The following is a 15906-nucleotide window of genomic DNA, read 5'->3' on the forward strand; positions in this document are numbered from 1 at the left end:
AGGCTGTGGTTGAGCTATTTGTTCTCAATTATTTAAGAAAAGAATAAGCCTGAATAATTAAATGTATAAGCTTGTCTCGTTGTGATAAATTGATTATGGTATAATTTTGTTTGAAATGTGTGAAAAATTAAAAATAGAATTAATATAGTAAGAGGTTGATCCCTATCGAAACTGAATCAGGAAAAAAGTTCACGCCTATCTTATTAGGTAGTGATATGAATGTTTACGGAATGGCTCGTGCTTTCCATGAACTATATGGGGGCACTGTTAAGGCCTATGCCGATATCCAATTGGCACCTACAAGATATACAAAAATCTTAAGCTTAACTCTTCACCCAGGATTTTCTGAAGACCCTGTTTTTATCGAAAAAATGCGTGAGATTGCTAAAGAATACCAAGACCATGAAGAACCAGTTATTTTGATTGGTTGCGGGGATGGTTATGCAGAACTTATTAGCAAGCATAAAGAAGAATTATCTAAGACTTTTGTCTGCCCATATGTCGATTATGATTTATTGAAATCATTAAATAATAAAGAAAGTTTTTATCATGTTGCGGATGAGCATGGTTTGCCACATCCACTTACAAAAATCATCACTAAAGATATGTACGAAAACAAAAAGGACTTAGACGTACCTTTTGATTTCCCAGTGGCTTTGAAACCAGCTAACAGTGTTGAATGGTTAGATATCCATTTTGAAGGTCGTAAAAAGGCTTTCACAATTCACTCTCAAGATGAATATATGAGTATCGTAGGTAAGATTTATGATAATGGTTATAAATCTGACTTGATCCTTCAAGACTTTATTCCCGGTGATGATTCCAACATGCGTGTTTTGAATGCCTATGTTGACCAAGACCACCATGTGAAGATGATGTGTTTAGGACATCCAATTTTGGAAGATCCTACACCACAATCAATCGGTAACTATGTGGCTATCATTCCCGAATTTAATCAAGATGTTTATGATCGTGTACAGAAGTTCCTTGAAGATATCGAATTCACAGGTTATGCTAACTTCGATATGAAGTATGACTCTCGTGATAAGACTTTCAAGTTCTTTGAAATTAATTTACGTCAAGGTAGAAGTAGTTTCTTCGTTACTTTGAATGGTTACAATTTGGCTAAGTACGTTGTTGAAGATTATGTTGAAGGAACTTTGGAAAATGAACCAACAGTTTATGCCAACAAAAATAAAGCTCAACACAAATTATGGTTGGGTGTTCCAGTTAAAGTCTTCAATAAGTATGCTGCCAAAAACGACGCTACTAAGTATGCCGATGAATTGATCAAACAAGATCGTATCGGAACAACTGTTTTCTATGACAAAGATAAGTCATTCAAACGTTGGTTACTATTGACTTACATGTTCCACAACTATGTAAAGAGATTCGACAAGTACTTCCAAGAAAATAAAGGACGAGACTTTAAATAACTGGAGGAATTATAGATGGATGAATTAAGAGATTACAAAGTTGAAAGAGTAGACTATTCCAAAATTATGATTTGCGTGGATTCAGATGATTTTATTTCATCAAAGAATGCTTTTAACTATGCATGTACTATGGCAAGACACCACAGTTCAGAATTAGGAATCGTATCAGTGTTGGAAACAGGCGACCTAAACATCTTTCAATCTCTCGATCCAGATGTATTGAAAGATCGTCGTGAACAAATCAAGAAGTTATTAGCCGTATATGGCAAAAAAGCTCAAGAGTATGGAGTTAAAGATATTCACTTGATGGTAACTGAAGGAAATCCTGCAACTACTATCGTTGATGAAGTAATTCCAAGTTTTAAACCAGATTTAGTAATTGTCGGTGTTGAAGAAAAGAATCGTGGTCGTAATACTATTGGCTCTCAAGCTTCTAAAATCGTCAGCAACGCTAAGTGTTCGGTTAGTGTAATCAGATAGTTTTATAAAAATGAATAACAAATAGTGGACATATCAATCAGATAGTCCACTATTTTTGGATAAACATAATTTTTTTAATAGAATCTAAAGAGTGATATAGTAGTTTCTAAAATTAAAAGTTCTTTTTAAACCTTGACTTGTGTAATATTCCGTCCTCCATAGCAAAGAAAATTTGGCTGGAACGCTGTGGGCACGACTTGGAGCCTTTGCTAAGACCAAAACCGGGCAAAGTCTTCAAGCTCGACCTTTCACTAGGCAATAAATTGCCAAGAGAAATTTCACAGCTGAGCCAATTTTCTTTGCTATTCCGGACTAGATGGTGGTTTTATTTTTTGTTTCTCAATTGCTTGAAATAAAACACTTCACTTACGACGGCAGTGTAATACTAGTCAATCTTAAGAGAGAATCAAAAATAATGGCGGTGAATTGTATTGTTAATGAGTAAAGTTATCGGTGGCGCAGGGGATATGATTGATGCTAAACCAGCCGATTATAAAGATAATTTGTACTTGGCTGTCAATGGTGCTTGGCAAGAAAATGCTAAGATTCCAGCCGATAAGTCACGTACAGGTGGATTTATGGACCTTGATGAGGGTGTTGAAAAGTCATTAATGAAAGACTTCCATGAATTTGCAAATAATGAAAATGAAATTCCTGATGAATTGATGTTGCAAGCGGTGAAATTGTATCGTTTGGCTAACAACGTTGATCATTTGAGTAAGTTCCACCAACAACCAATTCTAAAAGATATGCAACGAATCAATGATTTAGAGAGTTTGGCTGATATTAGTAAAGATATCGCTTCACTTTCTAAAGATGGTTTTCCATTGCCAATCGATATCGGTGTTGAAGCTGATATGAAGGACACATCTAAGAATGTTGTTTATGTGGCTGGTGCTGGTTTGATTTTGCCCGATAAGACTTATTACGATGAGGGTAATGAATCCGGAAAAGCCTTGTTGGCTAAGTATGGTGAAGTCGCTGGACGTTTGCTTTCAATGATTGGCTACAAGCTAGAAGATGCTAAAGAAATCGTTGAAAAGGCGTTAGCTTTTGATAAGTCATTAGTTCCAATCGTAAAGAGTTCTGAAGAATGGGCTGATTATACTAAAGTATACAATCCAATGGACTTCGATGAATTCGTTAAGAAATCGGATAAATTGGACTTGAAGAGTTTAATAGTTGACCAAATCAATGACACACCAAAGAAAGTTATCATTGAAGAACCTAGATATTTGGACAATTTGAACAAATTAGTCAATGACGATACTTTTGAAAATATCAAGGCTTGGATGATGGTTAAATTCTTAACTAAGAATGCTTCAATTCTTGATGAGGAATTCCGTCAAACAATCGGTGAATACAACTTGGCTTTGAGTGGTGCCAAGGAACTTCAAAATAGAACTAAGTATGCTTACAACTTTGCTGCTGGTATTTTCTCACAAGTTGTTGGTACTTACTATGGTAAGAAATACTTCGGTGAAAAGGCCAAAGAAGATGTTCGTAGTATGGTTGAAAAGATGATTTCAATTTACGAACAACGTCTTTCAGAAAATACTTGGTTGAGTGAAGATACTAAGAAAAAAGCTATTGTTAAATTAGATAAGATTGTCATCAAGGTTGGTTTCCCTGACAAGATTGATGACCTTTACAGTAAATTTGAAATCAATGAAAATGATTCATTGTACGATAACGTTTCTCGAATTAGAAAAATTGTCGCTCAAGATGCTTTGGATCAATATCACAAACCAGTCGACCGTACTAAATGGTTGATGCCAGGACACATGGTTAACGCTTGTTACGATCCATCAAGAAATGACATCACTTTCCCAGCTGCAATTTTACAAGCACCATTTTACAGTTTGGACCAAACAAGTAGTGAAAACTTCGGTGGAATCGGTGCCGTTATCGCCCATGAAATTTCTCATGCCTTTGATAACAATGGTGCTCAATTCGATGAATACGGTAATATGAACAACTGGTGGACTGAAGACGATTACGCTAAGTTTAAGGAATTGACTAAGAAGATGATTGAAGAATTCGATGGCATTCCTTACGCTGGTAGTAAAGTTAACGGAACTCTAGTTGTTAGTGAAAACGTAGCCGATGTTGGAGGACTTCGTTGTGCCCTTGAAGCTGCTAAAAAAGAAAGCGACTTTGACGTGAAGAAATTCTTCATTAACTGGGCTCGTGTCTGGAGAAACAAGTCAACTAAGCAACTAACAGAAATGTTCTTATCAATTGACGTTCATTCACCAGCACCACTTCGTGCTAACGTAATGGCACAAAATATGGATGAATTCTACGATGCCTTCGATGTAACTGATCAAGATGGTATGTGGTTAGATCCTGATAAACGTGTAAATATTTGGTAGAAATAATTTAAAAGCAAACTTCTGAAAAGGGAGTTTGCTTTTTTTATGAATTAATTTATATGTTTTTACCTTAATGATGTATTCGTTTTCCTTTATAATATTACTATCGAGGAAAGGTGAGGATAATGGCATATATTGAAGTCAGGAACGAATCAAAGCGATATCAAATGGGAGAGACAACTATTTATGCGAATAATAAGCTCTCTTTTGATGTTGAACAAGGAAAACTGACAGTTATTCTGGGACCTAGTGGTGCTGGTAAATCAACTGTTTTAAATATTTTAGGTGGAATGGATACACCAAGTGAAGGTCAAGTCGTTATTGATGGAACAGATATTGCCCAATTCTCCGAACGAGAGCTGACAACTTATCGTCGTAATGATGTTGGTTTTATTTTCCAGTTTTATAATTTAATACCTAATTTAACTACTAAAGAAAACGTAGAACTAGCTTCGGCTATCGTCAAAGATGCTTTGGATGCCACAGATACCTTAAAAGCAGTTGGTTTGGGAGATCGAATCGATAATTTCCCATCACAATTATCTGGTGGGGAACAGCAACGTGTGGCTATTGCTAGAGCTTTGGCTAAAAATCCTAAATTATTGCTCTGTGACGAGCCAACCGGAGCCCTAGATTATCAAACAGGTAAACAAGTTTTAACATTATTACAAAATGCCAGTTATTTGGATAATAAAACTGTCATCGTCATCACGCACAATTCGGCTTTGGCAAAGATGGCTGACCGAGTCATTCGAATTCACGATGCTAAAGTTCAATCAATTGAAGATAATCCTAATCCTATGCCTGTCAAAGACATTGAATGGTAGGTGATGATTAAATGAAACCATTATCTAAAAATATGATTCAAGACATTAAACATTCAAAGGGACGTTTTATTGCCATCATTTTAATTATTATGCTGGGAGTTTTGATTTTTGTCGGTGTTAAAGCTGCTGGTCCTAGTTTGAATGATTCTCTGAATAAGACGGTTGCGGATAAGAATTTATCGGATATCCAAGTTTTATCGACTACCGGTTTTAACCAGACGGATGTTGATTTGGCTAAAAAGGTTCCCGGAGCTCAGGTTGAAGCAACTAAATTTAAATATGTCATTGGTGGAAAAAGCAAGGTGGCTGTGGCTTTGTATGGCTATGACGAAAATGCTAAACAAAACCAATTGATTATGCGTAGTGGTCGTCTGCCTAGAAATAATGACGAAATTGTTCTAGATAAAAATGCTAAAAACAAATATGACTATAAACTAGGACAAACATTTAAATTTGCTAGTAGTGCTGGTTTAAAGAAACGGTCGTATAAAATCGTTGGTTTCGCTGATTCGCCACAATACATTGATAATCAATCACGTGGTTCAACGAATATTGCAGATGGGCAAGTGCAGTTATTCGCTTATGTACCCAAGAATCAATTAAATATGGCTGTTGGAACAGTCTTGAACTTGCATTTTAATTCATTGAAGGATAAAAATACTTTTAGTAAATCCTATAAAAAAGCCGTTAATAAAAAATTAAAGGTATTAAAACATGAGTTTAATGGTCGTGCCAGTCAAAGAACAAATGAGGTTGCAAACGATTATTTGAAGCAAATCAATAGTCAAAAACAACAAATAGAACCTTTAAAGGCTGCTGATCCTCAAACTTACAGTGAACAATTGGCTAAGTTAAATTCTGCTCGAGCCAAGGTATTGAAGCAATCTAAGACTTCATATACTTGGCAAACACGTGAAGATTTATCCGGATTTTCTGCTTATGGAGAAAGTTCTGATCGAATCGCTGCTATCGCTAATGTTTTCCCAGTTTTCTTCTTCCTAATTGCGGCGTTAATAACTTTTACCACGATTACTAGAATGGTCGAAGAAGCTCGTAGTGAAATTGGTACTTTTAAAGCACTTGGTTATACTAAATGGGAAATTTCACGTAATTATTATTACTATGCGATTTCGGCTGGTTTAATTGGGGCTATTTTAGGATCAATCATTGGTAATGAGACTCTGCCACGAATCGTTTTAGCCTTATATAAGCAATACATTGCCTTAGATTGGGTCGTTGATTTACAGTGGTGGGTCATTTTAATTGCGACAATCTTTTCATTGTTGGCGACTTTAGGTGCTGCAATCATTGTTATTAAAAAAGAGCTTGTTGCAGGCCCGGCTGCGTTGATGCGTCCTAAGAGTCCTAAGTCAGCTAAGAAGATTTTGTTGGAGAGAATTAAGCCACTTTGGAATCATTTGAGTTTTAATAGTAAAGTCAGTTATCGTAATTTATTTAGATTTAAGTCGAGAATGTTTATGACGATTATTGGAATTGCTGGTGGGACAGCTTTGATTTTGACTGGATTTGGGATTCAGAATTCTATTTCAGCCAGCGGCAATCGGCAATATTCGGAGATATTTGATTATCAAGCGGTCGTAAAATTGAATGACAATAGTAATTTAAGTAAAGTAAGAAAAATTTTGAATCAAAATGATCAGTATATAAGTAGTACCATTATTAATTCAACGACGGCCAAACTGAAGGCTAACAATCAACAAGTCAATGATGTTAACGTTTATACACCTAAATCAGTCAGTGATTTTGATAAGTACGTTCATCTAGGAACTAATTTGCAGAAACATCAAGTGGTACTTTCGAAAAAAACAGCTCAATTATTAGATGTTAAAAAGGGAGATACAATCCATCTCAATGTAACGAATGGCAAGAAGGTTACGGTCAAAGTAAAAGCTATCACGCAAAACTTTATTGGGCATTTTATTTATCTCAGTCCCGATATGTATCAAACGACCTTTGGCAAACAAGCATCCGATAATACTTTGCTGTTGCACTTGAAATCTCAGACTAAGAGCCAGCGTAAAAATTTGGCTAATAAATTGTTAAATTCAGGTGAAGTCATGGGAACAAGCTATACGCATGATGTCTTGAGTACTGTTTCAAAAATGTCATCATCGTTGAAGCCAATTATTTTGATTTTCGTTCTCTTGTCAGGAATTCTTTCATTTGTTGTCTTGTACAATTTGACTAACATAAATGTTTCCGAAAGAATTAGAGAGTTGTCGACAATCAAGGTCTTAGGCTTTTATAATAATGAAGTGACAATGTACATCGTGCGTGAAAATATCATTTTAACTATTGTCGGAATCATTGTTGGCTATGGCGTTGGTAACTTACTGACAGCTTATATTTTGAATCAAGCAGCTACAGAACAAGTTATCTTCCCATTGACCATCAGTTGGTTTGGCTATTTGGTTGCAACGTTATTGATGATTGTCTTTACAGCAATTGTCATGTTGGTAACGCATAAGAAACTACAACACATCGATATGATTGGTGCATTGAAATCTAATGAATGATTGAGGGTATTAGAATGAGTTTAGAAAATGATAAAGTCTTAGTTATCGGTGGTACTTCTGGTTTTGGTAAAGAAGTTGCCATCAAAGCTCAACATAAAAAAGCTGAAGTGTATGTTATTGGACGTGATCAAGCTCGAGTTAATGAAGTTAGATATGATGATGATATCCAAGGTAGTTCATTAGATGCACAAGATCCTAAACAACTTACTCGTTTTTTTGAAAAGTACGGTTCCTTTGATCACATAGTTTCCATGTTAGGTGGAGCTATGGGTGGTGGCTTCTTGGACAGTTCAATGGATGAAATTCGTAAGGCAATTGAAGATAAATTCTTTGCTAACTTACAATTAGTTCAAATTGCTAGTAAAAATCTGCGTAAGAATGGTTCCATTATTTTAACTTCTGGATCTGGTGGTCACCCTTACGATGCTTCCGGCGCTATCATCGGAAATCAAGCTATCAATACGATGGTAGAAGGTGTAGCGGTCGAATTGGCACCTAACAATCGTATCAACGCTGTATCGCCAACTTGGACTCCAACTGGTTTGTGGCGTGATATGAATTCTAAACAATTAGCTAAGCAAGAAGATAATGTAGCAGAAAATGTTCCATTGGGTAGAGTAGCCAAAATTGATGAGGTCGCATCTGCTTTTATTTACTTGATGGAAAATGACTTTATCACTGGTCAAGTTCTAAAAGTCGATGGCGGCGTTGATTTATAGTTAATGTGTTATACTTAAAGCCAACTTTAAGTGGAGGATGATAAAATGCCAGTAAAAATTGATAAAAAATACCGTATTGGTGATTTTTCTGAGATAGTCGGCTTAAACAGCCCCACGTTACGCTATTACGAAAAAGAAGGACTGATTAGACCACATCGAAATGAAAGTGGCATACGTTATTACACGGAACAAGACGTTCATTGGGTCAATTTTTTATTGCATCTCAAAAGTACTGGGATGTCGATTGATCAATTAAAGCGTTATGTTCGATTGCGTGCTCAAGGTGATTCAACAATCAATCAACGAATTGAATTATTAGAAGAAGTTCGCCGTAATTTTGAGGTTGAATATCAAAAACTTCTGGATGGTTGGACGATTTTGAATGATAAGTTGGATTGGTACAAGGGCAAAGAGGGCGGTCATATTGAAGATAGTGAAAGCTTTTCTGAGTATTTGAAGAATTTGAATCACGGGTATTTGGAAGATAGATAGTTTTTAAGTTACCGTCGTCCGTTTGACAGCATTCCAGCCAATCACAGGGCTTGTGTGAAAGACGTCAATTAACACTAACCAACTTTTAGTAAGAATCAATAAATTACTTAAAAAATTAATAGAGGATGTTATTAGAATTGTGGTATATTGCCGTGATCTTAGTGACATCCTCTTTTATTTTGTCGGAATAAAATAATTTGAATCTATCCCTTGACTTAAAGTTGACTTTAAGTTGTTTAATAAAACTATCAACTTAATAAACGGAGGAATAAAAATGGCAAAAAAACAAACAGCCGGTCGTGACAATTTGGGAGAATTTGCTCCTCAATTTGCGGCTTTAAACGATGATGTACTATTTGGTGAAGTTTGGAGTAAAGAAAATGAACTTTCTGCTCATGATCGTTCAATGATTACTATCGCCAGCATCATTTCAGCAGGAAATATTGAACAATTAGATGCTCATCTAAAGATTGGTAAGAAGAACGGTATTACTAAAGATGAAATTGTAGCAGAAATCACACATCTATCATTTTATGCAGGTTGGCCTAAGGCTTGGAGTGCTTTCAACCGTGCAAAAGAAATTTGGAAGGAAGATTAATTATGGCTAAAAATGAAGAATTAAAAAATGGTGGAGTTTTCCCCATCGGAGATAAGAACGTCGATTATGCTAAATATTTTATTGGACAAAGTTATTTAGATAGTTTAGTAAAACCTGAAGATAACATTGATTTTGGAATCAGCAATGTTACTTTTGAACCAGGTTGTCGCAATGACTGGCACATTCACCACAATGGTTTCCAAATCCTTTTGGTTACAGGTGGCGAAGGCTGGTATCAAGAATGGGGCAAAGATGCTCAACTATTGAAACAAGGTGACGTTGTCGTTATCAAAGAAGGCGTTAAACATTGGCATGGCGCAACTAAAGATAGTTGGTTCAGTCACGTTGCTATTACTAAAGGAAATTCTGAATGGCTTGAAAAAGTTACTGATGAAGAATACGACAAGCTATAAAATGAAATCGGTATCAATTTATCATTTAACCTACGAAACAAATGTAATATCATTGAAGTAGGGGTGATTTGAATGGATCAAGATTATAAAACAATCCTGAAAAGATTCAAAGATGAGGTAACGAGTGAAAATCCACTTTCGAAGGCAGAACAAGAATTGACGATTATCAGTGCTTTAACCGTTCTGCAAGATAATGATGATTTGAAGGAGCATTTTTCAATTGCGTTGAATACAGTATCCGTTGATTTAATTCGTGAAGTAGTTTATCAATTAAGTCCAGCTATTGGTTCAAGTAAGGTTAAAAATGCGCTGAAGATATTAAATACTGTTACGAAAAAAGATGGACAACATTTTTCAATTCCAAAAGATACTTATACTGCTGGATTAGAGTTCCAAAAGCCACTTTATGGTAATGAAATCAAAGATTTAATGGCTGATTTGCCTGCTAATGCCGGTAAATTATTGCCAGAATGGCTCACAAAAAATTTCTTTGGCGATTACTATACTAGAGGTGTTTTGCCAGTCAAAGATCGTGAAAGATATTTGTTGGCAGCTCTGATTACGATGAACGTCGATTTTCAGATCAAAGCACATGCTTTAGGTAGTCTAAAAGCTGGTAATAGTGAAGCTGAATTAATTTGGACAGCTTTAACATTGTTGCCTTATATCGGTTTTCCATTAGTAATTAATTCAGTTCAAAAGATTCATCAAGCAAATGAATAATGTAAATTAGACTGTGAAAGCAGTCTATTTTTTTACACTTTTTTTACATTAAATAGATTATATATACACATCCCCACTGCATACTATAGTCAATGACATATGTGGAGGGGAATATCGATGTCGACAATTTTGACAAATGTTTCTAAGTCTTATGATTCGGATAAAACAGTTTTAAATGATGTAACTGCTGAAATCCAAACAGGGGAATTTTTCGTAATCGTTGGTCCATCAGGTTGCGGTAAAAGTACTTTATTGCGAATGATAGCAGGATTAACTTCTATCAGTGAAGGTGAAATTCATATCGATGGTCAATTAGTTAATGATTTACCACCAAAAGATCGTAATTTAACAATGGTTTTCCAAAGTTATGCGCTTTTCCCATTTTTAAGTGTTTGGGATAATGTGGCTTTTGGATTGAAAGCTCGTAAAAATACCTCACAATCAGAAATTGAAGAACGAGTTAATGAAGCCTTAAAGATGGTTAACTTAGAGGAATTAAAGGATCGCAAGCCGCGTGAATTATCAGGTGGTCAAAGACAACGTGTTGCTTTGGCCCGTGCTGTTGCTAGTGATGCCAAAATCTGTCTAATGGATGAACCTCTTTCTAACTTGGATGCGCAACTAAGAATTAAAATGCGCCAAGAAATTTATGCACTTCAAAGAAAACTTGGTTTGACTTTGATCTATGTTACTCACGATCAAGTAGAAGCGATGACTATGGCTGATCACATCATGGTGTTGCACGATTCTCAAGTTCAACAAATTGGAACACCAACTGAGATTTACAAACATCCAGCTAATGAATTTGTAGCTAGTTTCTTTGGGGTACCACCAATCAACTTATTGCCAGCAGTTAAAATCAATAATCAAAATATCAAAGTTAATGATGACTTTGAAATGTCTATCAATCAACAAGTTCCGGAAAGTGATTTTCAAGTTGGAATTAGACCAAATGAAATGATGCTCGAAAAAGTTGATGAATTGACAGCTAATGCCACAGTTAAGAGTGTTGAATTCTTAGGTGATGAAAAAATTGTTTATGCAAAAATGGCACATAACAACGTTGAAATTGCGGCAGTTGTTGCTAGTGATGCTGAGTTCAAGGCTTATGATATGATTCTAGTTTCAGCCACAGCCAAAGTACTGTTGTTTAATCACGAAGGTGTCAACATTACGCAAATGGAGGCCGTAGTCAATGCTTAAGACTTCTACGACTGACGTTGTTCCAGAAAAAAATGTTCAAGCAAAGCAACGTCACGGTTTTCGTTTAAATGCTAAAGATAAATATTTTGCTTCAATTTTTTTAGGTCCATCAATTTTGATCTTAGGACTATTCGTTTTCTACCCAATGTTTAAAACCCTCTACATCAGTATGTTTTTAACTAATACTTTAGGTAAAACGACAGTGTACGTCGGTTTTCAAAATTACGCTAAATTAATTACTTCGCCAGATTTCGTTTCTAGTATGTGGGTCACCTTTGTCTATGTTTTAGCAGTAACAGTTTTGACGATTGCTTTAGGATTATTGTTAGCCAATTTAGCTAGTCAAAAGTTACCTGGTATCGGTATTTTCAGAACGCTTTATTCAGTAACAATGGGTGTTTCTGTAGCCGTAGCTGCTATTTTTTGGCTATTCATCTTTAATCCTTCAACTGGATTCTTTGCTCTATTGAGTAATTGGTTGAATTTGCCAGTGGTCAATTGGTTGACTAGTCCTACTAATGCCATGTGGGCAGTTATTATCACGACAGTTTGGATGCATTTAGGATTTACTTTCTTGATTTTGTTGGGAGCTATTGAATCAGTTCCTAGTACTTTGTACGAAGCAGCTGATGTTGAAGGAGCATCGCCCAGATATCAATTTTTCCACATTACTATTCCTATGATTTCACCAACATTGTTCTTTGTTTCCACAATTACGATCATTGATGCGTTCAAGAGTTTTGGTTTGATTGATTTGATTACTAAAGGTGGTCCTACTAATGCCACTAATATGTTAGTTTATCGAATTTACAAAGACGCCTTTTACAGTGGGAATTATGCTAAATCTAGTGCGGAAGCAATTATTTTGACAGTTATCATTGCTTTCTTCACCTTATTGCAATTCAAATTTTTAGAGAAAAAGGTGAACTACTAATGACACAAATTGATGAAAGAGCAGCTTTGAAAAAGTTTTTTAACTATTTATTGTTAATCGTTTTAGCAGTAATAATTTTGGCACCATTTTTCATTGGAATTTGGACTAGTTTCTTGCCAACAATGGATATTGCCAAAGGAAATCTCTTCAGTACGAATATTTCATTTGATAATTATGTAGCAGCTTTTACTAAGACACCAATCTTACGTTATTTATTGAATACGTTAGTAATTTCAACAATTACGATGATTGCACAATTGATCTTTTGTTCCATGAGTGCCTATGCTTTCGTCTTTTTGAAATTCAAATATCGTAAGACTATCTTTACATTGTTTCTAATTACGATGATGCTACCATTTGAAGCTGAAATCATTCCTAATTTTGCGACAGTTAAGCAAATGGGCTTGTTGGATAATTATGCAGTTTTGATCGTGCCATTTTTAACTTCTGCATTTGGAACTTTCATGCTTCGTCAATCGTTCATGCAAACACCAATTGAATTGAAGGAAGCTTCTGATATTGAAGGTTTAAACCATTTTCAATTTTATTGGAACATCGTTTTGCCTTATAACAAGATCAGCATGATAACTCTAGGGGCATACAGTTTCTTAGGCTCATGGAATCAATACCTCTGGCCAATGTTGACAACATTTAGTAATAATTCTCGAATGATTCAAAATGGTTTGAAACAACTGCAATCTGAGGAGACTTTCAATGATTGGGGTATGATTCAAGCTAGTGCAGCAATTATTGTTATTCCAACTATTATCGTCTTATTTATTGGTCAACATTACTTCAAATCAGGGATGAATGAGGGGGCAGTTAAATAATGTCTAAGTATAAGAAATTAGTTATGCCATTGATTGCTGTCTTAGGGATTTTATTAGTTGCAGTTTTTGGACACAGTCTTTCTGTTAAGTCAGCTGATAATCATGATCGAATTCCAATTGTTTTTTGGCATGAAATGGGTGGACCTTCAGAAGATGCTTTGGAAAAAGTAGTTGATGGGTTTAATAAATCACAAACCAAGTACAAGGTTATTCCTAAGTATCAAGGTACTTACGATGAAGCAATCCAAAAGATTTTACAAACACATAATACGAGCACTTCACCAGCAGTCTTCCAAGCTTTTGACATTTCGACTGCTCAAATGCTTCACAGTGGTTATACAACGCCAGTACAAAATTTTATTGACGAAGATAATTACGATGTAAGCAAGATTTCTTCAGTGGCTCGTGCCTTTTATGCTAATAAAGGTAAGCAACAAGCTATGCCATTTAATACTTCACAGCCAGTTTTGTATTACAATGCTAGTTTGCTGAAGAAATACAATATCACACCACCACCAGTTTCACCTTCATACAGTGATATCACTAGAGTTGCCAAAGAATTGTATGAAAAGTCTCATCACAAAGTTAAAGGTATGACCGTTCAAGTTTATGGTTGGTTCTTGGAACAAGCTTTAGCTAATGCCAACGCTCAGTTAGCTAACAATAATGATGGACATACTGGTAATCCAACTAAGGTTTCTATCAATAATCCTGATACTGTAGAATTTTTGGAATGGATCAGAGAAAACATCAAATCTGGTGATTTCATCGACTACGGTTCAGGTGCCAGTGCTGGTGCTAATCAAACTGCCGGTTTCTTGTCTGACAAGGTTGGAATCTTCATTCAATCATCTGCAAGTATCGGTCAATTAACTAAGAATAATAAAAATGAACTAGGAATCACATACTTCCCACATCCCGATAACAAAAAAGCTAATGGTGTAGCTATCGGTGGGGCAGCACTTTGGATTTCTAACGATAAGCCAAAAGATGTTCAACGTGGAGCTTTTGAATTCATCAAATATACTTTGAAACCAGAAGTTCAAGCACAATGGCAAAAATCTACTGGATATTTAGCTTTGAATAAAGACTCACAAAAGACATCTATCCTAGAAGATCTTTACGCTAAAAATCCTGAATCAAAAGTACCAGGTCAACAATTAGCTACTGCCAAAGCTAATTATTCAAACTCTGGTATTTTGATGGAAGGAATGCAACTAACACGTCAACTCGAAGAAATAGCTATGGAAACAGTCTACAATGGTGGCGACATCAAGAAGGCTTTGGATACTGCTGATAAGAATATCAACGATAACTTAACACAGTTGAACCGAGCTAACGGATACGAATAAAAAAGAACCTTGTCAGAAAGTTACATACATTCTGATAAGGTTCTTTGTGCTATTTAGAGTTTCTATGTAAATTAAATAAATTAGGTGGTAATGCCTGTAAGAAAGTAATTCCTAAAATCAATAAGGCTCCCATCAATTCTGCAAAACTAACTTTTGTATTGAGTACAGTTACTGCCAAGACAGTTGCAGTCAAAGGTTCAAAAGCACTCAACATGCCGGTAGTGGCAGGAGTTAAGTAATTAAGACTTTGCAAGTAGAATAAATAAGAAAACATCGTACCACCAGTGACGATGAAGATGATACAAATAATGGCGGTCCAATTTAATTCGGGAACGTGGGTTAAATCAGCAAATGGTGCAAAGACAATTCCTCCAAGTAGCATCGACCAACCGGTAACGATCCGTGCATCAAAACGTTTCAATAATTCACGTGGTAATAAGGTGTATGAAGCTTGACTGATACCAGCTCCAACACCCCATAGAACTGCAGCCGGTGATAACATCAGTTGGTTGATGTGTCCATGTGTTACTAACAAAAATGTTCCCAAAAGTGCCAAGACGATTGAAATTAAATCGATTCTTCGTGGCATTTGCAGCTTTCGCAGTGAAATATAAATAATAATGAATAATGGCCCTAAGAATTGTAAAACTGTGGCTGTTGGTGCGTTGCCGTATTTGATTGCCATGAAATAAGTATATTGAGCTGGCAACATTCCTAATAGTCCGAAAGCTAGTAGTTGGAAAATGTAGCGTGGTTTTTTCAAAATAGCAAATAGCTCTTTGGAATCAATGAAATAACACCAAATAACTAACATCAATCCAGCAAAGAGCAAGCGAATACCGACGATCCACTGTGTGGGGATGCTTTCTTGAGTGAATAAATATTGCGCGATACTGCCAGAAAATCCCCATAGGACTGGTCCCGCAATCGCATAGAAGAAACCTTTTTGCTTATCAGTCATAATAATCCCCCTTTCACATAGATTTC

General features: G+C 35.8%; 15 protein-coding genes. 14 read left to right on the plus strand and 1 reads right to left on the minus strand.

The window, feature by feature from the left end; all coding sequences use genetic code 11:
- The first annotated feature begins 215 nt into the window (after positions 1–215).
- The 14 genes from FFM65_RS10430 to FFM65_RS10495 all read left to right on the plus strand — a co-directional run bounded on the left by FFM65_RS10430 (position 216) and on the right by FFM65_RS10495 (position 14919).
- Positions 216–1436 (plus strand): carboxylate--amine ligase, encoded by a 1221-nt coding sequence (locus tag FFM65_RS10430; RefSeq protein WP_119318732.1) that lies wholly within the window; start codon positions 216–218, stop codon positions 1434–1436.
- Positions 1437–1451: 15 nt separating this feature from the next.
- Positions 1452–1916 (plus strand): universal stress protein, encoded by a 465-nt coding sequence (locus FFM65_RS10435; protein ID WP_119318687.1) that lies wholly within the window; start codon positions 1452–1454, stop codon positions 1914–1916.
- A 437-nt stretch (positions 1917–2353) separates the two neighbouring features.
- Complete coding sequence (locus FFM65_RS10440; RefSeq protein ID WP_119318733.1) at positions 2354–4291, plus strand: M13 family metallopeptidase; 1938 nt, start codon at positions 2354–2356, stop codon at positions 4289–4291.
- A gap of 125 nt (positions 4292–4416) precedes the next feature.
- Complete coding sequence (locus FFM65_RS10445; protein WP_119318688.1) at positions 4417–5118, plus strand: ABC transporter ATP-binding protein; 702 nt, start codon at positions 4417–4419, stop codon at positions 5116–5118.
- A gap of 11 nt (positions 5119–5129) precedes the next feature.
- Positions 5130–7655 carry an ABC transporter permease gene (locus tag FFM65_RS10450; protein WP_119318689.1) on the plus strand — a complete coding sequence of 842 codons (2526 nt, stop codon included), beginning with the start codon at positions 5130–5132 and terminating at the stop codon, positions 7653–7655.
- 14 nt (positions 7656–7669) lie between these two features.
- On the plus strand, positions 7670–8374 hold the full coding sequence (locus FFM65_RS10455; RefSeq protein WP_119318690.1) for an SDR family oxidoreductase: 705 nt from the start codon (positions 7670–7672) through the stop codon (positions 8372–8374).
- Positions 8375–8419: 45 nt separating this feature from the next.
- The gene (locus tag FFM65_RS10460; protein ID WP_119318691.1) at positions 8420–8866 is read left to right on the plus strand and encodes a MerR family transcriptional regulator; all 447 of its coding nucleotides are present in this window, start codon (positions 8420–8422) and stop codon (positions 8864–8866) included.
- Between the two features lie 274 nt (positions 8867–9140).
- On the plus strand, positions 9141–9464 hold the full coding sequence (locus tag FFM65_RS10465) for a carboxymuconolactone decarboxylase family protein (RefSeq protein WP_119318692.1): 324 nt from the start codon (positions 9141–9143) through the stop codon (positions 9462–9464).
- Positions 9465–9466: 2 nt separating this feature from the next.
- Entirely contained in the window at positions 9467–9877 is a 411-nt protein-coding gene (locus FFM65_RS10470) for a cupin domain-containing protein (RefSeq protein ID WP_059074334.1), read from the plus strand.
- 72 nt (positions 9878–9949) lie between these two features.
- Positions 9950–10600 carry a carboxymuconolactone decarboxylase family protein gene (locus FFM65_RS10475; RefSeq protein ID WP_119318693.1) on the plus strand — a complete coding sequence of 217 codons (651 nt, stop codon included), beginning with the start codon at positions 9950–9952 and terminating at the stop codon, positions 10598–10600.
- 117 nt (positions 10601–10717) lie between these two features.
- On the plus strand, positions 10718–11803 hold the full coding sequence (locus tag FFM65_RS10480) for an ABC transporter ATP-binding protein (protein ID WP_119318694.1): 1086 nt from the start codon (positions 10718–10720) through the stop codon (positions 11801–11803).
- Complete coding sequence (locus FFM65_RS10485) at positions 11796–12737, plus strand: carbohydrate ABC transporter permease (RefSeq protein ID WP_119318695.1); 942 nt, start codon at positions 11796–11798, stop codon at positions 12735–12737. Before FFM65_RS10480 ends, FFM65_RS10485 begins: the two co-directional genes overlap by 8 nt.
- Positions 12737–13567: a carbohydrate ABC transporter permease gene (locus tag FFM65_RS10490; protein ID WP_119318696.1), complete on the plus strand. Its 831-nt coding sequence runs from the start codon at positions 12737–12739 to the stop codon at positions 13565–13567. Before FFM65_RS10485 ends, FFM65_RS10490 begins: the two co-directional genes overlap by 1 nt.
- A complete protein-coding gene (locus tag FFM65_RS10495; RefSeq protein ID WP_119318697.1) occupies positions 13567–14919 on the plus strand; it encodes an ABC transporter substrate-binding protein in 1353 nt (450 codons plus the stop codon). Before FFM65_RS10490 ends, FFM65_RS10495 begins: the two co-directional genes overlap by 1 nt.
- A gap of 49 nt (positions 14920–14968) precedes the next feature.
- Here the strand turns inward: FFM65_RS10495 and FFM65_RS10500 are convergent, their stop codons facing one another.
- Positions 14969–15880: a DMT family transporter gene (locus tag FFM65_RS10500; protein ID WP_119318698.1), complete on the minus strand. Its 912-nt coding sequence runs from the start codon at positions 15878–15880 to the stop codon at positions 14969–14971.
- Between the last annotated feature and the right edge of the window lie 26 nt (positions 15881–15906).

It is taken from the genome of Companilactobacillus formosensis (genome assembly GCF_005405305.1).
Classification (GTDB): domain Bacteria; phylum Bacillota; class Bacilli; order Lactobacillales; family Lactobacillaceae; genus Companilactobacillus; species Companilactobacillus formosensis.